The 23432-nt window shown below is 53.3% G+C and carries 17 protein-coding genes; 12 read left to right on the top strand and 5 right to left on the bottom strand.

Translation table 11 applies throughout. The features are described from left to right. Positions 1-81: 81 nt before the first annotated feature. Positions 82-1578: an HDOD domain-containing protein gene (locus TPRIMZ1_RS0113380; RefSeq protein WP_010260890.1), complete on the top strand. Its 1497-nt coding sequence runs from the start codon at positions 82-84 to the stop codon at positions 1576-1578. Between the two features lie 18 nt (positions 1579-1596). Further along, positions 1597-2430, top strand: coding sequence for an endonuclease (locus TPRIMZ1_RS0113375; RefSeq protein ID WP_198429940.1), 834 nt, complete (start codon positions 1597-1599; stop codon positions 2428-2430). A 1-nt stretch (position 2431) separates the two neighbouring features. Here TPRIMZ1_RS0113375 and TPRIMZ1_RS0113370 read toward each other — a convergent pair whose 3' ends face one another. Then, positions 2432-5518 (bottom strand): UvrD-helicase domain-containing protein, encoded by a 3087-nt coding sequence (locus TPRIMZ1_RS0113370; RefSeq protein WP_010260885.1) that lies wholly within the window; start codon positions 5516-5518, stop codon positions 2432-2434. A gap of 99 nt (positions 5519-5617) precedes the next feature. On the opposite strand from TPRIMZ1_RS0113370, the gene TPRIMZ1_RS0113365 reads away from it, so the two are divergent. Genes TPRIMZ1_RS0113365 through TPRIMZ1_RS0113350 form a run of 4 tightly spaced genes read left to right on the top strand, consistent with a single transcriptional unit; the run spans position 5618 to position 9019 of the window. Next, positions 5618-6388 carry an ABC transporter permease gene (locus TPRIMZ1_RS0113365; protein ID WP_010260881.1) on the top strand — a complete coding sequence of 257 codons (771 nt, stop codon included), beginning with the start codon at positions 5618-5620 and terminating at the stop codon, positions 6386-6388. A 7-nt stretch (positions 6389-6395) separates the two neighbouring features. Continuing rightward, the gene (locus TPRIMZ1_RS0113360; protein ID WP_010260879.1) at positions 6396-7133 is read left to right on the top strand and encodes an ATP-binding cassette domain-containing protein; all 738 of its coding nucleotides are present in this window, start codon (positions 6396-6398) and stop codon (positions 7131-7133) included. Next, complete coding sequence (locus tag TPRIMZ1_RS0113355) at positions 7130-8155, top strand: MlaD family protein (protein WP_010260877.1); 1026 nt, start codon at positions 7130-7132, stop codon at positions 8153-8155. Before TPRIMZ1_RS0113360 ends, TPRIMZ1_RS0113355 begins: the two co-directional genes overlap by 4 nt. A gap of 12 nt (positions 8156-8167) precedes the next feature. Beyond that, positions 8168-9019, top strand: a complete 852-nt coding sequence (locus TPRIMZ1_RS0113350; RefSeq protein WP_157784247.1) for a hypothetical protein — start codon at positions 8168-8170, stop codon at positions 9017-9019. On the opposite strand, the gene TPRIMZ1_RS0113345 is transcribed toward TPRIMZ1_RS0113350, so the two are convergent. After that, positions 9016-10236: a hypothetical protein gene (locus tag TPRIMZ1_RS0113345; RefSeq protein WP_157784245.1), complete on the bottom strand. Its 1221-nt coding sequence runs from the start codon at positions 10234-10236 to the stop codon at positions 9016-9018. The genes TPRIMZ1_RS0113350 and TPRIMZ1_RS0113345 overlap by 4 nt on opposite strands. Positions 10237-10291: 55 nt before the next feature. Here TPRIMZ1_RS0113345 and TPRIMZ1_RS0113340 point away from each other — a divergent pair, with 55 nt between their 5' ends. The 5 genes from TPRIMZ1_RS0113340 (at position 10292) to eno (ending at position 16983) form a co-directional block, all read left to right on the top strand. Further along, a complete protein-coding gene (locus TPRIMZ1_RS0113340) occupies positions 10292-12088 on the top strand; it encodes an alanine--tRNA ligase (protein ID WP_010260872.1) in 1797 nt (598 codons plus the stop codon). 38 nt (positions 12089-12126) lie between these two features. Continuing rightward, positions 12127-13485 (top strand): SurA N-terminal domain-containing protein, encoded by a 1359-nt coding sequence (locus tag TPRIMZ1_RS0113335; protein WP_010260870.1) that lies wholly within the window; start codon positions 12127-12129, stop codon positions 13483-13485. Between the two features lie 3 nt (positions 13486-13488). Beyond that, positions 13489-13935: a transcription antitermination factor NusB gene (nusB, locus tag TPRIMZ1_RS0113330; RefSeq protein WP_010260867.1), complete on the top strand. Its 447-nt coding sequence runs from the start codon at positions 13489-13491 to the stop codon at positions 13933-13935. Beyond that, on the top strand, positions 13932-15620 hold the full coding sequence (locus TPRIMZ1_RS0113325) for a hypothetical protein (RefSeq protein ID WP_010260863.1): 1689 nt from the start codon (positions 13932-13934) through the stop codon (positions 15618-15620). Before nusB ends, TPRIMZ1_RS0113325 begins: the two co-directional genes overlap by 4 nt. Before the next feature lie 64 nt (positions 15621-15684). Then, positions 15685-16983, top strand: coding sequence for a phosphopyruvate hydratase (gene eno, locus TPRIMZ1_RS0113320; protein ID WP_010260860.1), 1299 nt, complete (start codon positions 15685-15687; stop codon positions 16981-16983). A gap of 68 nt (positions 16984-17051) precedes the next feature. Here the strand turns inward: eno and TPRIMZ1_RS0113315 are convergent, their stop codons facing one another. From TPRIMZ1_RS0113315 to TPRIMZ1_RS0113305, 3 genes are all read right to left on the bottom strand, one after another. Then, the gene (locus TPRIMZ1_RS0113315; protein WP_026043710.1) at positions 17052-18203 is read right to left on the bottom strand and encodes an aldo/keto reductase; all 1152 of its coding nucleotides are present in this window, start codon (positions 18201-18203) and stop codon (positions 17052-17054) included. A 5-nt stretch (positions 18204-18208) separates the two neighbouring features. Further along, positions 18209-21172: a chromosome segregation SMC family protein gene (locus TPRIMZ1_RS0113310; RefSeq protein ID WP_010260855.1), complete on the bottom strand. Its 2964-nt coding sequence runs from the start codon at positions 21170-21172 to the stop codon at positions 18209-18211. A gap of 136 nt (positions 21173-21308) precedes the next feature. Continuing rightward, entirely contained in the window at positions 21309-22427 is a 1119-nt protein-coding gene (locus TPRIMZ1_RS0113305) for an ABC transporter ATP-binding protein (protein WP_010260852.1), read from the bottom strand. Between the two features lie 115 nt (positions 22428-22542). Here TPRIMZ1_RS0113305 and pgsA point away from each other — a divergent pair, with 115 nt between their 5' ends. Further along, positions 22543-23142 carry a CDP-diacylglycerol--glycerol-3-phosphate 3-phosphatidyltransferase gene (gene pgsA, locus TPRIMZ1_RS0113300; RefSeq protein ID WP_010260849.1) on the top strand — a complete coding sequence of 200 codons (600 nt, stop codon included), beginning with the start codon at positions 22543-22545 and terminating at the stop codon, positions 23140-23142. The last annotated feature ends 290 nt before the right edge of the window (positions 23143-23432 follow it).

Raw genomic sequence — 23432 nt, 5'->3', positions numbered from 1 at the left:
TGAATTTGCCATAATGCTGTAGACTAAAAAGAGTACTTGTTTTCATTGCCAGCGGGAAAGAAATTGTTGAAGAGGTAAAGTATGGCTCCTGTACAGGAATTAGCCGTTGATGAAGAAAAAGTAAAAAAAGCCGTTCAATCCGGCATACCCTTGACCATAACAACCTATACTCTTCCCCACGAAATAGAAGCTTACATAGAGAAGGTAATCACTATCTTTCTCAGACAGATAGAAAAGGAAAATCTAAGGGATTATATCGTTTATTGCGTCCAGGAATTGGCGGTGAACGCCAAAAAGGCCAATACCAAACGGGTTTATTTTATGGAACGGGGGCTGGATCTTAACAATCCCAAGGATTATAAGGACGGAATGGATTCCTTTAAGGAAGATACCCTAACCAATATAGGCCACTACCTGCAGCTCCAAAAAGAAAAAGGCCTCTATATCAAACTGATCCTACAGATTAAAAATAATATCATTTACATCGAAGTCCGCAATAACGTAGCCATAACCAAAATCGAACTGATCCGTATCCACGATAAGCTGGCCAGGTCCCGGCAGTACGATAATCTGGAGGATGCCCTGGGGCAGGTACTGGACGATGCTGAAGGCGCCGGTCTGGGTCTGGTAATATTGGTGTTGATGCTCAAAAAAATTGGGCTCAATGAAGATAGCTTTGATATTTCAAGTAACGAGAAAGAAACCATCGCCCGGGTTCTCATCCCCATGGACAAGGTGCTGGTGGAGAACTTTGCTGCTCTTTCCGCTTCTATTGTGGATAACGTAAAATCCCTGCCCCAGTTTCCGGAAAACATACTCCTGGTACAGAAGCTTATTGGAGACCCCAAGGCGGAAATAACCAATATAGCCCGGAAGATTTCCATGGACCCGGCGATTACTGCGGACCTCCTAAAAATCGTCAATTCCGCCCAATACATGCTCTCCAAAAAGGTAGACAGCATTGCCGAAGCGGTTAAGATGATGGGTATCCGGGGTATTAAGAACCTCCTCTATTCCTACGGAACCCAGCAAGTTCTTGGCGAAGACTCGGCCGATAAGAAAGCCCTTTGGGAGCATTCTTATAAAACGGCTTTTTATGCCTTTAACCTTATTAAAGTTTTTCACAAGGATCCCAATGTTCTGGACGATGTCTATGTGGGGGGTATACTCCACGACATGGGCAAGATCGTCTTTGCCAGTGCTCACCCCGATTTAATAGGCCATATCCGGCAATTCTGCGACCAAAAATCCCTTCCCCCCGCCACCTTTGAAAACCTCTCTGCGGGGATGAACCATGCCGACATAGGCGCCCTGATCGCCGAAAAGTGGAATTTCCCCGAAGCTCTGGTTAACGCTATCCGCTACCACCACGATCCCCGTTCCTCTCCGGAAAAATATCGGACCCTGGTGGATACGGTGTATTTGGCCAATATGTTCTGCGAATACGAAAATGGTAATGTAACTTTTGATCAGTTCGATTCCGCAGTGCTGGAGAACTTTGGTATTACCACAAAAAATCAGATCGACAGTCTTCTTGCGCGGTTCTCGGCGGGGTTCAAGAAAGAGAATAAGACATAATTGTTCCGTAGTCTGGTTTTGTTACGTTTCCGTATATTTTTTATTCTCTTCGTTTTTCTTTTCCTTGGTGTCCGGCTTTCCGCCGAATCTATAAAACTCTGTTCCTTCAATATACAGATCTTCGGTGTATCGAAGATGGCCAAGCCCGAAGTGGTGAGCATCCTTACTGATATTGTTTCCCGTTCCGATGTGACCGCTGTTCAGGAAGTCCGATCCCAGGACATCGCCCCGGTGGTACAGTTCATGCATCTGCTGCCCCCCAAATATGCCTATGTATTGGGTCCCCGGGAAGGGCGATCCGGCTCCAAAGAACAGTATTGGATAATTTATGACGCCACGAAACTGCATCTCATTGAGGAGACTACCTGGGCCGATCCGGAGGACATATTTGAAAGAAACCCCCTTGGGGTATACTTTCAGACCAAGGATAAATTCGATTTTATTCTGATCGATAACCATATTCAGCCTTCAAACGCTGCCCGGGAAATCTCCGCCATGCCCGAGGTGGTAAAATACTTTCAGGAATTATGGAATGAAAGGGATGTGGTGATAGCCGGCGATTTTAACGCCGATGGCGTATACTATGATGAACATTTATTAGCCACCGTATTTCCGGAGCATGAATATCAAATTATTATTACGAATGACTATGATACCACCCTGGCGGCCAGTGATAATACTTATGACCGTATTATTATTACCACATCCGCAATCGAAGATTACACCGGCGCCTGTGGGGTTATCCGCTTTGATGAGCTATACGATTTTTCTGTCCTGACCATACAGCCAAGGCATGTGAGCGATCATTATCCTGTTTGGGCGGAGTTTAATATCAATGTGGATACGGATTGATCTATGAAAACAGATCAAGCTGACCATCCCGGCCCCGTTTCATGCCGTGCTTCAGTTCGGGGATAAGGCTCTCCAGACCGGCGAGGAAACGGCTGGGCGGCTGGGTAAGTATCCTGCCGCGGAAACTGCGGGAGGCAGCCCAGGACAGGTGGAGGCCCCTGCGGGCCCGGGTCATGGCTACGTAGAGGAGCCGCTGCTCTTCTGCGATATCTTCCTTTTTGTTTTCACCGAAAAGAGTAAAGGGAAGTATGCCCTCCTCCAGACCGCTTACAAAAACGTGGTCAAATTCCAGTCCCTTGGAAGCGTGGATAGTCATGAGCGCCACTTCCTCGGTGGTCCACCGAATATCCTCCAGGTTTTCCCCCATGAGCCGGTAGGGGATGCCGTGGTTTTTGAGGGCCTCCTCAATGGGTGGCGCCAGGGCGGCGGCCCGGATGAGGATGGCGCATTGGCCCAGGCTGCTAAGACCGCTTACGCCGCTGTCGGCGCCAGTGACTACGCCACTGTCGATGGCGAAGAAACCGGTTCCCCCGATAAGCGCAGCAATCCTGCGGGCTATACCTTCGGCCTCAGCCCGGTCCGTGGGGTAGGGTGTGCGGTAGAGGCATACTGCGGCGGAATTGCCCCGCAGGCTGGTCCCGGTAAGGCGGTTTGCCGCCCGGATGATTGGTTCGGCGCAGCGGAAACTTTTACTGAGCCCGTAGACCGCCGCTCCGGGATAATCCACCAGGAACCGCTCCATATAACGGTTGGAGGCACCCCGGAAGCCGTATATGGCCTGGTTCGGATCTCCGATGACCCGGATTTCCTCCCGCGCCAGGAGCCGCAGCAGGGCGTACTGTGCAAAATTGATGTCCTGATACTCGTCGGCAAAGATATTGGCGAACCGTTCCTGGTATTTTGCAAGCAGCTCCGGTTTGGCGGCCAGGAGCCGGACCGTACCCGCCAGGAGATCGTCAAAGTCCAGGGTGTTCCCGGCCTTAAGGGCATCCCGGTATTCCCTGTAGCATTGGTCCAGGACCGTATCCAGGGGCGGAATTTCGATCCCCAAAACTGCAGCTTCCGGAATTTTTTCCGCCGCCGGACCAAGCCGGAGACCGGTATCCCCGGGCCGGAGGAGAAACCGTTTCCGTTCTTCTATATATAAACCCAGCCGTTCGGCGGAGACCCGGGGCTTTTTCCCGGTGGTAAGGGATTTGAGTAACGCTGCCCGCCCTTCCTCATCCAGGATGGTAAAATCATCCCGGAGCCCCGCCGATGCGGCTTCAGCTTTGAGGATGGATCGTCCCAGGGAATGGAAAGTCCCCACGGTAAGGGCCGCAGTTTCCCTGTTTTCTATGGCCGCTTTTATACGTTCCCGCAGTTCTTCTGCGGCTTTAACGGTAAAACTCAGCGCCAAGACACCCCCTGCTTCCGGCTGGTCCATAAGCCGGGCTATGCTCCGGGCCAGGACTGCGGTCTTTCCTGTTCCCGGTCCGGCGATTATCAGTGCCGGGCCTCCGCTGTGGTTGATCGCCCGCTCCTGGTCCGGGTCCGGGATGAACCGGTCCTGGTCTGACGGCCTCGGCGGAGTACCCGGATTCCCACCGGACATGGCAGAGAGTTTAGCCGAGGTGCTCCGGGGTTTGGACGCAGGACCCGTAAGCTCCAAGTCTGGGCTTTTCCGTGGTTTGGGCGTGGGGTTTCTAAGCTCTAAGTCCGGGGCTTCCGGTTCTTCTCCAAACAGCCCTGCGCCGGCGCCTCCGGTTCGTCGGGCTAAAGTCCGTTGCGGAAAGGCGCGGATGATCCCGTAAATACCGTCGTAGCCAGGAGTTATGGAGACTGCCCCTTTCCGCATCCGGTCTATCGCAGCGGACAACAATTCGCCGCTTATGCCGGGACAGTTCAGTTTTTCGAGATCCCCAATGCTCCGGTCCATCAGGATAGCAAATTCGCTGCCCGCCTTTTCGATGAGCATCCCATAGGCTTGGGTCACTTTTTTTGAGGCAAGGCCAACACCGATGATTTCCCCCAGGATTTCTTCCAGGGGTATGAGGGAACGGTAGGGACGGCGGTTGGTTCCTTCAAACTCGGGAGGGCAGGGAGTATCTTCGCTTACCGGACGGTCCGCCAATTCCCGGACCCGGCCCAGAACCCCCGGCGTTAGCGCTTGGCCGCAGACTGGGCAGGAACCGGCGGTGGCGGCGCTTTCCTCAGGGCTCAGGCAGACATCGCAGGACCGGTGGCCGTCATAATGGTATTTTCCCTCCTGAGGAAAAAATTCCAATGTCTCAAGAAGAGCCGGGCCGGCTGTTTTCCGGCTTACCCCGGCCAGGGCGGCGGCCAGAGCAGGGTAGGAGGGATCCATCTCAAAGATCGTGGCTTCCCGGCCGAGCTTATTCGGGGAATGGGCGTCGGAATTGGAGATGATAGCGAAACGATCCAGGGAGCTAAGCGCCCAGTTCATGGGAGGATTAGAGGAAAGGCCCGTTTCTATGGCATGAATATGGGGCGCCAAATCCCGGTAACATTCGTCGATAGAGTCGAAACCCGAGCGGGCGCCCAGGACGGAAAACCAGGGAGTCCAGATATGGGCGGGGATGAGCAGGGACCGAGGATCCGATTCCAGGAGCAGCTCCAGGAGGTCCCGGGAATCCAAGCCCAGGATAGGCCGTCCATCGGAACGGATATTGCCGACCCGTTCCAGCCGTACCTGGAAGGCTGCTGCTGCCTCCAGGCTGGGGAGCAGGATCAGGTGGTGGACCTTCCTAGTCTTGGTACCCCTGGTGTAGATCGTGCTGATTTCTCCGGTCAGCACAAATCGTACCGGCGTATCCCCATTCGCCGGGTGGGGGAGCCCTTCCTCCAGGGCAGGTCCGCGGTCAAAATCCCGGCGTATATCCTCTTTAAGGGTATAAAAGCCCTCTTCCGCCTCAACAAGCGCACCTTGAAGATCCGCAAGCCACTGCGGATGGGTACAGTCGCCGGTTCCCGCCAGGTTGATACCCTTGATCTGCGCCCAACGATCCAGGAAGGCGGGGGAATTCCGTTTGCTGGTAGCCCGGGAATAGGGGGAATGGAGGTGAAGATCCGCGATAATCCGGTGCATAAAAGCAGTATACGGGAGGTGAAATAGCCGGACAAGGGCTCGGAAATCATAATCACTACTATTAAAAATCGAAATTTATGATATAATTAAGGGAAACAGATGAGTATCAAAGCCTTTCGCCTGGATAGTGTTTTTTATACCCTGGGCTTTTTTGCCAGAACCCTTGGCGGCATCGGGAATTTTGTGTTCCGGGGACAGGCGGCGTATAAGATACTGGTCATGCAAATCCTCTTTACCTTTGTGGAAGCCCTGGGGATTGCTTCTCTGCTCGCCCTGGGGATAGGAGCTGCGGTGTATGTGATCGGTATGCCCCTGCTGGCCAGCCTTTCCCAGGAGCGGCTCCTCTATACCCTGCTTATTATCATCGTTACCCGGGAGCTGGGGCCTTTGCTGGCGGCTTTTATCATCATAGCCCGGTCGGCCACCGCCATTGCCACCGAAATTGGCGGAATGGTTATTTCCCACGAGGTGGAGGCCTATATATCCGTCGGGGTTGACCCCATTGAGTATCTGGCGGTGCCGCGGTTCCTGGCGGTAACCGTTTCCATGTTCCTGCTGAACATCTACTTTTCCGTTTTCGGCCTGGCAGGGTCCTTTCTGGTGGTCCAGTTTTTCAACCCCATGCCGGCGGCGTACTATTTCAATAATCTTCTGGAGGCGCTGACCATCCAGGATATCGTCATAACTATAGTAAAGAGTATCGCCTTTGGGATGATAATCGCGGTCCTGGCGATTATCAACGGCTTTTCGGTGGAGCGGGCCAGCACGGAGATCCCCGTGGTGGGGCTTAAGTCCGTAGGGGCTTCCTTTGTGTGGTGTATCATTGTGGATGTACTGCTTTCAGCCCTGTATTACACGGCGCTGAGTTAGGGATGATATGGCTGAACCGATTATTGAATTGAAAGGCGTATCCTTCTCGGCCCAAAATGTAGAGGTGGTGCGGGATATCTCCTTGCAGGTCGAGGAGGGGAAGAGCCTTGCCCTGGTCGGACCCTCGGGGGGCGGCAAAAGCACGGTCCTTAAGCTGGCCGCCGGGCTCCTGGTTCCCACCGGGGGGGACGTATTTTTCCGGGGGAAAAATATCGCCGCCATGACCCGGGGACAGAACCTGGCTTTTCGTAAGGAAGGGGCGGTGGTTTTTCAAGATTCGGCCCTCTGGTCAAACCAGGATCTGTACCAGTGTCTGGAACTCCCCCTGAAGATTCACTTTCCCCAAATGCGCCGGGAGGACCGGAACCGGCGTATAACCGAGGCGCTGAGGGATGTGGGATATACAAAGGATATCCATATCCGGCCCGCCATGCTCTCTACGGGGGAGCAGAAACTCATCGCCTTTGCCCGGGCCATGATCCTGAAGCCGGGCTTACTTTTTCTGGACGAGTGGACCGAATCCCTGGACGATGACGCCGCGGATCGGCTTATCGGCCTGGTAAAGAAGCAGCAGGAGGAAAAACGTACCATCATTTTTGTAAGCCACGATTTCAGGATTATTAAATATTTTGCCGACAAGATTACTATGATCATGGGAGGGAATTTGTATCGTACCCTTACACGGGATGAGATTGCGGAGGATGAGAATCTGTCAAGGATGATAAAGAAGGGTATTGCATCATGAAATTCAGGATACGGTTTGCGGACCAGCTTGTGGGACTCCTGATCATTGTTGCCCTGGGGATCCTTGTTTTTTCCACTTTCATGCTTGGGAAAAGGCATCGCTGGTTCGCCAAGGATCAGACCTACCGTACCCATTTTGAATCCGCCTCGGCCCTCAGCGCCAATATGCCGGTTCAGTACAAGGGATTCACCATCGGGAATGTAAAGTCCTTTGATCTGACCGATGATGATAAGGTAGAAGTTAGGTTTACTATTTATGATACCTACCTTGACCGGGTCAGGGAAGGATCGCTGGTCGAAATCCGGGTAAACCCTATCGGTATCGGCGGCGGGCAGTTCCTCTTTCATCCCGGGATTCATCCGGATCCCCTGGGCGGAGATTTTATTCCCAGTGTAAATTCCGAGGAAGGAAGGGAATCCCTTGAAAAAGGGCTGGTACTTATTCCGGTCCAGGATGATAGTATTACGGTTATAATAACCAGGGTTAATACCCTGCTTCAGAATATCAACGGTGTGGTAACCCAGCTCCGGGACGCCTTTAGGGGTACGGACACAAAAACCAGCCTTGGACGGACCATGGCCGGAGTGGAGGGTACTGCCCGGGGCGCCTCCGCTCTGGTTGAAAGTGCGGACAAATCCCTGCGGCCTTCCCTGACAAACATAGAACAAATTACCGATGATATACGGTCGGTAATCGGTGACCTGAAGATCGTCACACAGGAACTGGCTAATCCGGACAGTCTGGTATTAAGCGCTCTGGATACGGATGGCGCAATTTACACCAATATTGAGAAGTCCCTTAAGGCTCTTTCGGGAACCCTGGAGAGTGTTGAGTCCACCGCTTCGGTTTTCCCCACCCAGATGTCCCAGGTGGCGGCCCTGATATCGGATCTTCGATCCGCCCTGGAGGCTGCGGAGGACGTGATCGTTGCCCTGCGGAATAACCCGCTGCTGAAAAACGGTATCCCTAACCGGGTTCCGCACGGAACAGGGGGGACCAGTCCCCGGGATGTTGCTTTTTAACGAGGAGTGATAGTGGTGAAGTATGCAGGTGTAGTATTACTACTTTTTTTAGCAGGCTGTTCTTCGGCGCCAAAGGGGCCGGTGGAAACACGGTCCCAGCGGCGTATGGCGGTAACCCAGCTTGAGGCGGCTAATAAAGCAACGGACCGGGGAAATTATTCAGAAGCCTTTGCGTTGATCAACGAAGCCCAGCGTTTTGCGGTCAGCGCGGACGATTCCGCATTGATCATCCGGGTGGCCCTTTCCCGGGGGAACATCCTTTCCTACCTGAACAGGGCTGTCGAAGCCCAGGCCGCCTTTGACGGCGCCCTGGCGGAGGCGGATCGTATCGGCGATACGGAGCTGGCGGCGGTGAGCAGGATTTATACCGCCAGGAGACGGCTGCTCGGCGGCGGCAGTAACGCTGAGGAGCTTCGGGACCAGGTACGGAAGGATCTGTCGCTGATAAAAAAAGAACAGATCGCCCTGGCTCTGGGTTGGACCGTTATCGGCTTAGCGGAGAAAGAGCTGGGCCGTTGGGATGACGCAGAGAGGGGGATCAAAAACGCCCAGGATATTCATATAAAAGGGGGGTATCTGGAACTGGCGGCCTATGACTGGTACCTCATCGCCTCCATCCGTTCGGTGTCCGGGCAATATCAGGGCGCCCTTAATGCCCTGGAGGAAGCCCTGAGCTACGACCGCCGGACAGAAAACACCTATGGTCTGGGAACGGATTGGAAGGCCATGGGGGATGTGTATAAAAAGGCGGGAAAGGGTCCCGCCGCGGATATCGCCTACCGCCGTTCTGCGGATATTTTCAGATCCATCGGTATGGAGAAGGACGCCCTTGAGGTTGAGGAGAGAATAGGGGCGGATAGTTAGGGACGTGTTGCCATACGTCCCCGGGAAAACCGCTGGGTCTCCTTGTAAGCCCCTTCTTCCGGTGACGGATAGGAATCGGTCAGGGGAAGCCCGTAGAGGCTAAGACCCCGGAGCAGGCGTTCGGGAAGTTCCCCGGCAGAATCGGTTCCTAGCAGCGGAGTTGCTGCCCCAGCGCCGGGCAGGATTTGATCCTCTCCTGCCAGGAAGGCGTCCAGGAAAGGTCCGGTGATAATCCTGGTTTGGAAGGGAGCCTCCGGGGATCGTCCCAGAAGAAACAGGGCGTTGCCCGAATTAAAGCTCTGGAAATAGAGTGATGTGATCTGAATGGTTCCGGACTCTGTGGGAATTTTCCAGGATCCTTCGGAGAAATCCAGCCGCTGTACCGGGCCGTCCGGGTTAAGTTCCGGCAGCTTCGTATGTATCCCCCGCTGCCAGGCCCTCTGAAAATCCTGCTTGATAGTTCCATCGTCCCCGGGATATTGTCCTACGGCTTCCGGGGGAAGCTTCTCCGGCACATCCTCTGTTCGGACAAAGGCGCTCTTCCCGGCGGTATCCACACGGATTAGACCGTATTCAAAACGCTGGGCTATTCCGGTCTCGCGTAAGTCCGGGTATAAAAATTCCCCGCCCAGGGGGGCTCCGTACCCGGCGGCGCCATTAGCCCTGTTGATCCCGGCGCTTCTTCCATACATGTTAAGGATGGCTCCCTGAACTATAAATACCTCATCCCTCTCCATACCCCGGACAGCCAAAACCAGGGACGGCATACCCCAGCTATTGGGGACATCCTCGCGGCTCCGCCAGTTCTGGACCAAGCTCAGCGGCTCGACGGGAGGCCAGATGTGGACAAAATCACCTCCAAGCGCCCCGTTCAGCGGCAGTTCCCGGAGCAGTCCTTCAACATACGCGGCGCGGAAAGATTCGGTTAGTGCTTTTTTTTCATCATCATTGAGGTTTGCCAGGGGATCTCCCTGTTCCCGGGTAACGGCGCCTACCCCCGGCGCTGCCACGGGCCAGGAAAAGGGGACGGGTAAAAATTCCGTATCCTCCGGAATATGGTATTCTTTCAAAAGGAGGACCTGATCTGTTTCGGCAGGGTTTTTTTCATCATCCCCCGGTTTCTTTGCATTGTTCAATCCGGCGCACCCGTTGAACCACATAGGTTCAATGAGAAGTAAAGTTAGTAATGCCAGTCCTAAATGTCTTTTAATTCTCATGATTATATTGTATCATAATTCGGATAATTCAATTAAGAGTTTGTAGAGGTTAGTTATGAATGCCCAGGAACTTCGTTCTAAGTACGTCGAATTTTTCAAATCAAAGGAACATGCTCAGATCCAGGGCAAGTCTCTGCTGCCCGAAAATGATCCTACGGTGCTTTTTACTACCGCCGGTATGCACCCCCTGGTACCCTACCTTTTAGGGGAGCCCCATCCTGCAGGGAATAGGCTTGTGGATTATCAGAAGTGCATACGTACCGGGGATATTGAGTCCGTGGGGGATCCCAGCCACCTCACCTTTTTTGAAATGTTGGGAAATTGGTCCCTGGGGGATTACTTTAAAGAAGGGGCCATTAAGATGAGCTTTGAGTTCCTCACCTCCCCCAAATGGCTGGGTATCCCCATTGAAAAGTTGGGGGTTACTGTTTTTCAGGGGGACGAGATCGTTCCCCGGGATGATGAATCCGCCAAGGTCTGGAAGGAACTGGGCATCCCGGAGAACCGTATTGCCTACCGCCCCCGGGAGGACAACTGGTGGGGGCCTGCGGGCGCCACCGGTCCCTGCGGCCCGGATTCGGAGATGTTCTTTGATATTGGGAAGGAGCCCTGCGGCCCGGACTGCGGTCCCGGCTGTTCCTGCGGGAAATGGCTTGAGATCTGGAATGACGTGTTCATGCAGTACAATAAGACCGCCGAGGGCGCCTACGAACCTCTAGCCCGTAAGTGTGTGGATACCGGCATGGGTATAGAGCGGACCGTGACTATCCTGAACGGCAAGAAATCGGTGTACGATACTGAAATATTCGCTCCTATCATCGCTGCGGTGGAGCAGGCTGCCAAAGGTAGCTATACCTACGGTTCAGATCCGGAAAAGGACAAGTCGGTGCGGATCATCAGCGATCATGTCCGGGCTTCCACTTTTGTATTGGGAGATCCCAAGGCGGTGACCCCTTCCAACGTCGGCGCCGGGTATGTGCTGCGCCGGCTCATACGCCGGGCGGTGCGGCATGGACGCAAGCTCGGCATTGAGGACCGGCTAGTTCTGTCCCCCATTGCCGCAGTGGTGGTGGATCAGCTCAAGGGGCCCTATCCGGAACTGGTGGAAAACCGCGCCCGTATCATTGGGGAGCTTGATAACGAAGAACAGAAATTCCTGGAAACCCTCCAGAAGGGGGAACATGAATTTGAGAAGCTGCTCCCCAACCTCATAAAGGACCCCCGGAAAATTATGTCCGGCCGGCTTGCATTTAAGCTCTACGATACCTACGGTTTCCCCATTGAGCTCACCGAGGAGCTTGCGGCAGAGCAGGGTCTAAAGGTGAACCGGGAGGAATTTGACGAGGCCTTCAAGAAGCATCAGGAACTTTCCCGGGCGGGGAGCGAACAGATCTTTAAGGGCGGCCTTTCGGATCATTCCGAGACAACTACCAAATATCATACGGCAACCCATTTGCTGCAAAAGGCATTGCGTATGGTACTGGGGGATCACGTGGCCCAGAAGGGTTCCAACATCACCGCCGAGCGTATGCGCTTCGACTTTTCCCATGGCGCCCCCATGACGCCGGAGGAGTTGGCGAAGGTTGAAGCCATCGTGAACGAGCAGATCCAACGGGACCTGCCGGTTACCATGGCGGTGATGGACCTTGAGGCTGCCAAAGCCTCCGGGGCGATGGCGCTTTTTGGGGAAAAGTACGAATCCCAGGTAAAGGTATATACCATCGGAGATTTCTCTAAGGAAGTTTGCGGCGGCCCCCATGTGGAGCATACCGGAACCATGGGGACCTTCAAGATTCAGAAGGAGCAGTCTTCCTCCTCCGGGGTCCGGCGTATCCGGGCGGTCCTGGAATAGTCATGTTACGCAAAAAAGAGTATATTTAGGATATGCATATGAAGAAATTTGCGAAGTATTTTCTTTTTCTGATAATTTTCGCTGTTTTCGCAACCGGCTTCCTGTTCGGCGGGGGCAAAAAGGAACCGAAAGCGGCTCCTCTTCCGGAGGGAACCCCAATTGGGGGGGGGGCGTCCAGCAGCGTCTCATCTCCCAATGATTTGTCCGGGGATCAGCGGGACTTACAAAACGTGGCCAAGGTGACCTTAACCAAGAGCGAATATATTTTTGTCAAACAGCTGCGTGTAGAGGTGGATAGGCGGTCCAAAATGCAGGAGATTCCTCCGCAAGTGAGCGCCCTGGATCTTCATCGTATGGTGTTGGATGCCATGATCAGTGAGCGGCTGGTCCTCCAGGCGGCTGAAAGGGTGGGCATCAGTTCGTCCAATGCGGAATTGGAACAGCGGATTCAGATGGTCCGCGCCAGCGCCGGCCGGCCGGTTACGGATCAGGAATTTTCCGAAGGCATCGAAAAACAGTATGGCTTGAGCTATTCTGCCTTTCAAACCTACCTTCATGAGGATATTATCCGGCAAAAATACATAGAACAGTACATTGTACAAGCGGCGGAAAAGGCCAAGGCTGGGGATTCCATAACCGATAGTGATATAAATAACGAAATCCAGGGTTTAAAGGATGAGCTGGCCGCTCAAGCAGGCAGGCCTCCCACGGATGAAGAATTCAACGATGTCATAAAGAAGCAGGGTATGGATTTGGTCACCCTCCGGGGGCAGATCCGGCGGCAATTGCTGGTACAGAAGTACCTGATTTCCATAGCAGGAGGAGCGCCGGCGGAAGAAGAGATTCAAACCTTTTATAACCGTAACAAAGCCCGGTTTATACGGCCCGATACAATTTCCTTTGACTGGATACGGATCCCCTATGGCGCTAGTTCCGCTACCAAGACCGCCGCCCGGACCAGGGCGGAAGAGTTGGCTCGGAAAATTGGTTCCAGTTCTTCGGTCTTTAATGAGGAATCCGCCATTGTGGAATCTTCCAGCAACTCCGGTTCCGCCCGGTATATCCAGTTAACCACCGAGGATCCCCGGATCCAACAGGTTTTTGGCCTGGAGTTTATCGATAAGGCATTACCTTTGGAGGAAAACGCCGTGTCCGGGATAATTGAAGGCCGTCAGGGCTTTTTTATCATCAAGGTAACCAGAAAGTACCGGCAGGCGAACCTTGGGCTTGAGGATATTTACCGTTGGGGGAACCCCGCCACTGTCCGGGATTTGATCAACTCCCAGTTGATGCAGCGGGCTCTTACCAACGGCGCCGCAGTGGTGACCAATACCCTGGCAGAGGATCTCCGGAAAGAGGGTGCCGTGGAGATCCACGAAGAATTGCTCGTTTGGTAAGCTATGGCCTCACGTAGAAAAGGACGGATCCTGGCTTTTCAAGCCCTGTATTCCTGGGACGTCACCCCTTCCGCATTGGAGGAACTCCTTAGTTTTTCCTGGCTGGAAACGGAGAAACGGGATGCCCTGGATGGAAATACCGCTGAATTTTCTCGTCTTTTAATTCAAGGTACCATAGAAAATATTGGCGCCGTGGATGATATAATCCGCGCCCATTTGAAGAACTGGGATTTTTCCCGGCTAAACCGGGTTGATCTTGCCCTGCTCAGGATGAGCGCCTATACCCTCATATACCAGAACGATGTATCTCCCTCAATTGTTATTGATGAGGCCATAGGTATATCCCGGGAATTTGGTACCGATGATTCCTATCGTTTTATCAATGGCGTTCTGGACAGTATTCGTCGGACCTTACAAGGTCCGCAGCCCCTGGAAGGCGCCCCAAAATGAAGCCGGTCGCGGCAATTCCCAAGCTCCGGACGGTATGTATTCTGGGGCTGGTAATTTCCCTGGTTCTTTCAGGAGCAATCGCCTTCCTGACCTACTATACAGGATGGAGCGATTTTTCGGAGCAGGGGAGTTTTTTCCGGGAAATCAGGAACTTCGACGCCCTTCTCCGGGAAACACCGAAAACCGCGCCGGAGCGCTTCAACTCCATGCTGGACCGGCTGGAAAAGAAGGCCATTGGGGTGGAAACCCATCTTTCAGTCCTGAAGCGCCGCAGGAACCTGGCATTGGAGACATCCGGCGAAAATCAGACCCGGTTCAGAAACGCCTACCGTGAAGCGACGGAAAGAGCCGCCGCCGCCTTTCCATTTTCAGAACCCCTTGCCGCCCTTGCCGCCGACGCCCTGTTGATGGAATATCCGGATCAATTCCCCGACGGAGTTCAGACTAAGTTGAGGCAGTATGCAGGCCTTTTATCGGAAAAAAATCTGCTTTCCCTGGCCTTGGATATCAGCGTACTCCTGGGGGACCTGTCGGATCCCACCACAGCCGCTGTTTTGCCCCGGGGTGCGGAATTTCTGGCCGCCGGGGTTTCCGCCTTCAACGGAGCAGAGTGGGAGAATTTCCTTGTTAATTCTGTTTTATTGGACCTCCTTGCGGAGGATATGGCGGCCGCCAATTCCCGGATCGTCTCGTTGATCAGCGCCGGGGATATTTCGGAAAAGGCCCTGCGCTTTGGAGCGGAGTATTTTTATGATACTAATCCCCTGAGGGCTGCGGAGCTTTTTTCTCTCCTTGCAACGAAGTTTTCCGATGCCCCTTCCCTGGGCCGTTTGGCCGATTCCCTCTGGTTAGCGGATTTCCGGGAGGGAGCTATCGAAATTTGGACTATTCTGGCTGCCCCATCGCTTAATGCACCCCAGATCCCGAGTGATCTGAGTATCCCACAAGACCTGAGGGTCCGAAGTCTCTATAACCTGGCCTCGGCAAGTACGGAAGAACAGAAAAAGATCGCCTATTATGGGGATCTTTTTTCAGAGGCGCCTGGGCATATCTACGGAATTATCGGATATAGCCGCCTTTTTGACACACCCCGTGCGGAGGACATACTAAGCGAACAGAATTCTGGACAGCCCCTTCTGGATCTGGAATTAGTCCGCCGCCGGCTGGAGGGGTGGGAAATCAGGCGGACCGTGGCGGAAACATGGCTGCTCTTGGGCCGTCACCCCCGGGAGGAGGCGCTCTACCGCTGGGGGGCCTGGTATTTTGACCGCCAGCGGCAGTTTCCGGAAACAGCCCTGCTTTTGCGGCAGGCCCGGATGAATGGAATAGACGGCTCCTGGCTGGTCCTCCATGATGTTTTCCGCCTTATCCGGGAGGGTTTGCTTACGGAAGGGGAAACCCGCCTTGTGGAACAGGTAGACCACACCGCCCTTTGGCAGGTCCCGGCAAATCTGGGTTTGATTACGGAAAGCCGGCGTTCCCTTTCCCTGGCCCTGGAGTACTATGAAAGCGCCGCTTCCCTGGTAAAGGACCGGCTCAGTGAGGCCAAGGTACGGCTGCGTATTGCCCGCTGCCTTCATATGCTAGGCCGGGATGAGGAAAGCCGGCTGGTTCTGGGAAAGGTCCTGGAACTGGATCCCGAAAACCTCAACGCCAGGTTGGAGCTTCGCCGTCTGGACTATTGACGCAGAGGCCATAAAACCGGACAATAATAGAAGATTTATTTCATTAACAAGGAGAAAGACAATTATGAGTATTATCGAATATGTACAGGCACGCGAAATTCTCGATTCCCGTGGAAATCCCACGGTTGAGGTCGAAGTACAGCTGGAAGACGGCTCCCTTGGGCGGGCCGCAGTTCCCTCCGGGGCGTCCACCGGTGATTACGAAGCGGTGGAGCTTCGGGACGGTGACAAAGGCCGGTACTTGGGTAAGGGCGTCCAGAAGGCGGTGGCGAATGTCAACGATATTATCGCTCCGGAACTGCAGGGCTACGATGCCCTGGAGCAGGTTGATATCGACCGGACCATGATTGAACTTGACGGGACTGAAAACAAGAGTAAACTCGGGGCCAATGCCATCTTAGGCGTATCCATGGCCACCGCCCGCGCTGCGGCTGAATATCTGGGACTCCCCCTCTACAAGTACCTTGGTACCTTCCATTCCAACCTGCTCCCGGTGCCCATGGCGAATATCATCAACGGCGGCAAACACTCGGATAATAAGATCGACTTCCAGGAATTTATGGTTATGCCCATTGGCGCCGAATCCATCGTGGAAGCGGTTCGCTGGACCGCCGAGGTTTTCCACAACCTGAAGAGCCTCCTCCACGCTGCGGGAAAGAACACCGCCGTGGGTGACGAAGGCGGATTTGCCCCGGATATCGGCAACGAGGAAGCCCTGGAATTTATCATGAAGGCCATCGAGAAGGCCGGTTACAAGCCCGGGGAACAGTTCGGCATTGCCCTGGACTGCGCCAGCTCCGAACTTTTCGGCGAAGGCGACAAGAAGGGTTATAAGTTCTGGAAGTCCAACCCGGGTAAACTCTTTAGCGCCGACGAAATGATCGGTATCTACACCGATTGGGTAAAAAAGTACCCCATCATTTCCATCGAAGATCCCCTGGATCAGGACGATTGGGACGGGTATGTAAAGCTTACCAAAGCCCTGGGCGACAAAGTACAGATCGTGGGTGACGACTTCTTCGTTACCAACACCAAGCGGCTTGAAAAGGGCATTGGCCTTGGGGCCTGTAACTCCATCCTGATCAAGGTAAACCAGATCGGCACGGTTACCGAAACCTACGAAGCGGTTGAGATGGCCAAGCGGGCCGGCTATACCGCCATCGTTTCCCATCGTTCCGGCGAAACCGAGGATACTTTCATCGCCGACCTGGTAGTAGGCCTGGAAACCGGCCAGATAAAGACCGGTTCCATGAGCCGTACCGACCGGGTTGCCAAGTACAACCAGCTTATCCGCATTGAGGAACAGCTTGAGGGCGTTTCCGAATATGCCGGAAGGAAAGCCTTCTACAATCTTAAAAAATAAAGTTTTCCCTAAGGAATGAAAAAGGCCGCCCCCTTCCGGAGCGGCCTTTTTTAATGGGCCCAGTATGCTCAAACGCCGAACAAAGCCGCCGCCCGTTCCATATTTTTGATTACCGGTACCGAGAAGGGGCACCGTTCTTCGCAGCTTCCGCAAGCAATGCAGTCGGAGCCGTGGGAGTTCAGGGCCTTGTAATGCTGGGTAATACTGGGGGGAACCGCCTTTTCATCCAGGACGGCGATGTCCAGGTACTTGTTCACATCGGCTATATTGATCCCCTGAGGGCAGGGGAGACAGTGGTTGCAGTAAACGCAGTTACCCTTAAAACTCCCCTGGTACTGTTCAATAATACCGCTGTAATCCCGCGCCGTATCGTCCATATCCAGATACCCTACCGCCTCGTGTACCTGCGCGGCGGAGGAACAGCCGATAAGGGTACTCACCACCGCCGGCCGGGTCAGGGCGTAGTGGATGCACTGCCCCACGGTCAGTTCCCGCGAAAAGGGGGTATGTTCCTTGGAGAGGAGCTTCCCCGCCCCCAGGGTCTTCATCACCGTGATGCCAACCCCCCGCTGTTCGCAGAGCCGGTACAGGGTAGCCCGGTCGCTATCCAGGTTCTTCTCATAGCCGAAGGGCTTCCCCTGTCCATCCAGATGGTCCAGCACATTGACGCCCCGGGGAGCCATATCAAAGGCGGGGTTAATGCTGAACATAAGGAGATCCAGTATTCCGGTTTCAACCATACGGCGGGCTATGATGGGGTTATGGGAACTGGCGCCGATAGCCCGGATGGTTCCCTGCTTTTTCAGATCCTGGGCGTATTTCAGTATTTCCCCTTCAAAGACCTGGGTAAAACTCTTTTCCGAATCGATAAAAAATAGCATCCCGAAATCAATATAATCCGTATGGAGGCAGCGGAGCAGATTCTCAAAGTACTTTTTACAGACCCCCAGGTCCCGGCTTACATCGTACTGTTCATTGATATCCGTAGACCCGATATGCCCCTGGATATGCATTTTATCCCGCTTCCCCGCCAAAGCCTTGCCGATATTGGTCCGTACCGTTTCGCCGGGCATAAAAAGGTCCATCATATTGATACCCTGCTCCAGGGCGGTCCCGATAACCTCGTCCACCGTAGCTGAAGGCTTAGTATCCAGGTGCTCGGCTCCAAGCCCGATGATGCTTGCGGAGATCCCCGTATTGCCGATAGGGCGATACTGCATTGTCATCACTTCTTCCCCGCCGATCGAATCGGTCGTAGTTCTGCTTCGCTCACCAAGGTGGGGTCGTCGATGCCTATGGGCAGTTCCCGGCCTTCTTCAATTTCCACATCCTCTTCCTCAAACAGCGGCGTATCTGTGGCAGGATTCGGAGTTATCACTACTTCTTCGTTCTTCAGTTTCACCGAAATAACCTTGGTAACCCCCGATTCTTCCATAGTAACCCCCAGGAGGGTTTCTGCGCTGGTCACGGTCTTCTTATTATGGGTGATGACGATGAATTGGCTGGTGTTACCGAATTCCCGCAGGAGATGGACAAAGCGGATAACGTTATCCTCGTCCAGGGCGGCGTCTATTTCGTCCAGCAGACAGAAGGGGGAGGGCTTTACCATATAGGTGGCAAAGAGCAGGGCAACTGCGGTCATGGATTTTTCGCCCCCCGAAAGGAGGGAGATGTTTTCCAGCTTCTTCCCCGGAGGCTGGGCGTAGATTTCAATCCCCGATTCCAGTACATGGTTGAGATCCTGGAGTTGGAGCAGCGCCTTGCCGCCCCCAAAGAGCCGGCGAAACATATTGTTAAAATTCCGCTTAATTTTATTGTAGGTCTCCATGAACAGATCCGAAGATTCCGCCCTTATTTCCTTGGTAATATTTTCCAGGTCATCCCGGGCTTTGGTAAGATCCGCCAACTGAGTGGAAAGAAAGTCATACCGTTCCTTAGTTTCCGCAAATTCCTCCGGGGCCATAAGGTTAACCGATCCCAGGTCCTTAAGGCTCGCCCTGGTCCGGCTCAGGCTCTCCCGCAGTTCCGCCGGCGCCGTGGTGATGGTGAAAATCCGTTCCTCAAATTCCATAAGATCCCTGGAGTGGGTCTCCCGGAAATTATCCTGAATATTCTTAATCTCCGTGTCGGACTGGACCAATTCCATGTGGATCCGTTCCAGGGTATCCTGCACCTTGGCAAGTTCTACCATCCGTTTTTTGATGGTCTCCTGTTTCCCCGCCACATCTCCGTTCCGTTTGCTGATATCCTTTTCAAGCTTTTCCAAATCCGCGGTCAGCTGCATACCTTTCCGCTCTATTTCGGCAAGCTCCATTTCCGTATCGGAGATCCGCTCGTTAATTTCATCAAACCGTTTGCGGGCTAAAAAGAGTTCGTCCCGAATCGTTTTAAGGAGCCCCTCCTGCCCGGTCAATTCCCGGCGTATAAGCCTGGCCTGTTCCTCCGCAGACTGGGCCTGGGTAGACATCCGTACCCGGCCAAGGCGGAGTTCCTCCAGGGTCGCCCGGTATTCGTTTATCTTCACGCTCAGACTTTCGTTGTCCTGTCTGAGGCCGGAGATCCTGCCCCGCCGTTCTACAATCCCCTCATTGGCTGCCCGGATTTTAGCGTCCAGCGCCCGTTTTTTGGTGATGATCCCCTCGGGGGCGAGGAATTCGTCGATAAAGGCTGGGGTACTTTTCCTATAGCTTTCAAAAAGCGCCAGTACCTTGTCCCCTAATCCCGCCGCATCGCTCAGGACCGTTGCAAGCCCCTCGGCGATATGCTTTAACTCCACCGCAGAAGGTATCTGTTCCCCAGCCTCCGCCCGGTCGGCCGCTGCGGCCAAATCACGGAGCAGGGTTTCCCGGCCGGAAAGGTGGGTCCGCAGCAAGGCCAGGGTTTCCTCCAGGGCTGCCTCGGTACTCCTCCGTTCCGTGGCGGAGTAGCCCGCCTCCCGCAGCCCCGCGTCCAGGGCGGCGACGATATCGTCGGTAATGGCCTCCAGGGCCTTTTCATGCTCCCCCCGCTCCTTCTCAAGGCCGTGTATCTCTTCCTCATTCCGGCGCACCCCCGAATCGTTTTCCCCGATACGGGAGGCTGCGGTCTGAATATTTTCTTCAAAGGAGGCGATGTTTACTTCTATATCGTGGACCTTCTTCTGGAGGTCCCGGACTGTTCCTTCCTGTTCTTCGACATCCTCGGTAAGTTCTTCAATTTTTATACCAATAGCCCGTTCCCGGCTCTCGTTCTGCTGAATAGCGGCATGGGTTTCCGCCCGCTGTTCCGTTAGGAGCCGCCCTTCCTTTTCCCGGGCATTTTTTTCCACCGCCAGGCCGTAAATTTTCTTCTGGAAATCGACGAGTTGTTCCTCCATGGAATTAACCACATCCATGTTTTCTTCCAGGGATTTGTTGATGGCGTCAATATCAGCCCGGATGGAATCCCGATCGGCGGTTTTTTTCTTGAGGTTTTCATTCCGGTCATCCCGCTCGTATTTGAACTGTTTTAACCGAAGAAGCTGAATATCCAGCTCGAATTGAAAAACTTCTTCCCGTAAAGTCCGATATTTCAGAGTTTTATCAGCCTGGATCTTAAGGGTATCGTAGGATCGCTTTACCTCCCCCAGAATTCCCTCAACCTGACGCATATTTTCTTCGGTTTTTGCGAGTTTCCGCTCCGCTTCGGCGCTTTTTACCTTGAAACGGGTAATTCCTGCGGCTTCTTCAAAGAGATAACGCCGTTCATCGGGCTTAGAAGACAGGACCTGGTCAATTTTACCCTGTTCCATCACGGAATAGGCAGCCTTGCCCACCCCGGTGTCCCAGAAGAGCTCCCGAATATCCTTAAGTTTGACCTGGGTGGAATTGATATAGTATTCGCTTTCCCCGGAGCGGTAGAGCCGGCGTTTAATCTGAATCTCCGCCACGTCCATGGGGAGCCGCCCGGACTCATTCTCCAGGGTCAGGGCCACCTCCGCCACATTAAGGGCTTTTCGGTTTTCAGTACCGTTAAAGATGACATCTTCCATCTTTTCGGCCCGCATAGCCCGGGAGGCCTGTTCACCAAGAACCCATTTGATGGCGTCCACCACATTGGACTTACCGCATCCATTGGGCCCTAAAAGGGCGGTGATCCCATCGGCAAAATCGACCCGGGTCCGGTCAGCAAAGGATTTAAACCCAAATATGTCTAAATTTTTAAGAAACAATACATAACCTCGTTCTCTTTTATAACATGCTAGGCTTATCAATGAAAAGGTAAAGAGGAATGATCAAGATCCATCCCTGAGATGAAAAAACCGCAAGGAACAAAGAATCCTTGCGGTTATGATATACGATTTTGTTTTATTTTGCCTTATCGTCCAGTTCTTTCAGGATGGAAAGCTCCGTTTCTTTGTCGAAGTAACGGGCCTTGTCCTGGTGGGGAACCAGATTTATCGTCTCGCCGATGGTAAAGGTATGGTGAGGCTCAGTCCGGGCCACAAGAGGTTGGGTTTCGGTTTTGAGCCAGAGGTGTATATCCGCCCCCAGGGGTTCAATAACCTCGACTTTAACCTTCATGTTGTTTTCCGCTGACGCAGTTTCGGTAAAGGTCAGGTCTTCCGGGCGGATGCCAAAGTAAATTTCCTTCCCAACGTATTCCTTAAGGTAGGAAACATGCTCCGGAGCGGGTTTCAGATCGAAGGAACCCTCTTCCAATACGATAGAACCGCCCTTTTCGGCCACCTTTACGGTGAGGAAGTTCATGGGCGGGGATCCGATGAATCCGGCTACAAATTTATTGATCGGGTGGTTGTAAAGATACAGGGGGGATCCGATCTGCTGAACCCTTCCGTCCTTCATAACCACGATTTTACTGGCCATGGTCATGGCTTCAACCTGATCGTGGGTAACGTAGATCATGGTGGCATCCAGCCGGTGGTGAAGGTCCGACAGTTCAACCCGCATCTGCACCCGGAGCTTGGCGTCCAGGTTGGAAAGGGGCTCGTCAAAAAGGAACACCTTGGGATTTCGGACAATGGCCCGTCCCACGGCAACCCGCTGACGCTGCCCGCCGGAAAGAGCCTTGGGCTTACGTTCCAGGAACTTCTCGATATCAAGGATTTTTGCAGCTTCATGGACCCGGCGATCTATTTCCGCCTTATCCAATTTCCGGATACGGAGCCCGAAGGCCATGTTCTCGTATACCGACATATGGGGATACAGGGCGTAATTCTGGAATACCATGGCGATATTCCGGTCCTTGGGGGGGACATCGTTCATCTGTTCCCCGTCAATCAGGAGTTCCCCTTCGGTAATATCCTCCAAACCGGCGATCATCCTGAGGGTTGTGGACTTTCCACACCCCGAGGGCCCTACAAATACGACAAATTCCTTGTCCTCGACGGTGATGTTGGCATTGTCCACGGCGCGGACATTCCCTTCATACACTTTGCAGATGTTTTTCAACTCTACTTTTGCCATTTACGGCCTCCCTTATTTGGGTTATCTTATGTTGTTTAGTATAAAACCGGTAGCCGACTTTGTCAATTAAATGAACGTGAATTGACAAGACCATACCCAGGTTACATAATAAGCCATGACTTTGGCTGATAAGGTGACCGCGGTGCGTCTGGTTTTTGCACCCTGTTTTTTTATTGTTTATCTCCTCCATGTGGTAGCGCCCTTTTGGGTCCCCATAACGACATCCTGGACCGTACCGGTTCTCTGGATCCTCTTTTTTATCACCGAAATCACCGATTTAATCGATGGTAAAATCGCCCGAAGCCGGAAGGAAGTGAGCGATTTTGGCAAACTTTTCGATCCCTTTGCGGATACCCTGGTCTGGATCACCTTTTTCCTCTGCTTTGTGGCGGACCGTATCCTGCCGGTGATCCCCTTCCTGGTGATTTTATACCGTGAATTCGGCATTCTCTTCCTGCGGAACCTGATGTTGAAAAGGGGAATCGCCATGGGCGCCCGGAAGGGGGGGAAAATCAAGGCTTTTGCCTATATGTTTACCGGGATAGCCGCCCTTCTCGCTTCCAGCGTTCAGCGCCTGGGGATAGGGGGGCCTTATTTCGGTATTCTCCGTACCACTGCTCTGGCGTTTTTTATCATTTCTGTCCTAATTTCCCTGATTTCTTTTGCCGATTATGTTTCTGTATATAAACAGTCCGGAAAAGCGGAAAATAAATAAAGGTTTTTTATAAGAACCTATTGACATTTTTTTCATTAGAGGATAATTTTGTTCTTAACGCCTGTTAAAACAGGCCTATGGATATCGTAATTGCCTGAAGTCTTTTGTAAAAAATAAATGGCAAAGATGAAAGTGGCTTGACAGTCAATTCGTAGGTGTTGTAGTGTCTGCAAACCGTTGTGGACAGACACAGCGGGGGAAGTTTCGCTTTAGCGGAAACTTCAGTGTTCTTTGGCAATATAGGGAAGGGGAGAGAGACGAAACTAAGCGAAGCGCCGGGTAACCGGGGT

The sequence above is a fragment of the Treponema primitia ZAS-1 genome, from assembly GCF_000297095.1.
Lineage (GTDB): Bacteria > Spirochaetota > Spirochaetia > Treponematales > Breznakiellaceae > Termitinema > Termitinema primitia_A.
This window is presented reverse-complemented; position numbering and strand designations above follow the sequence as displayed.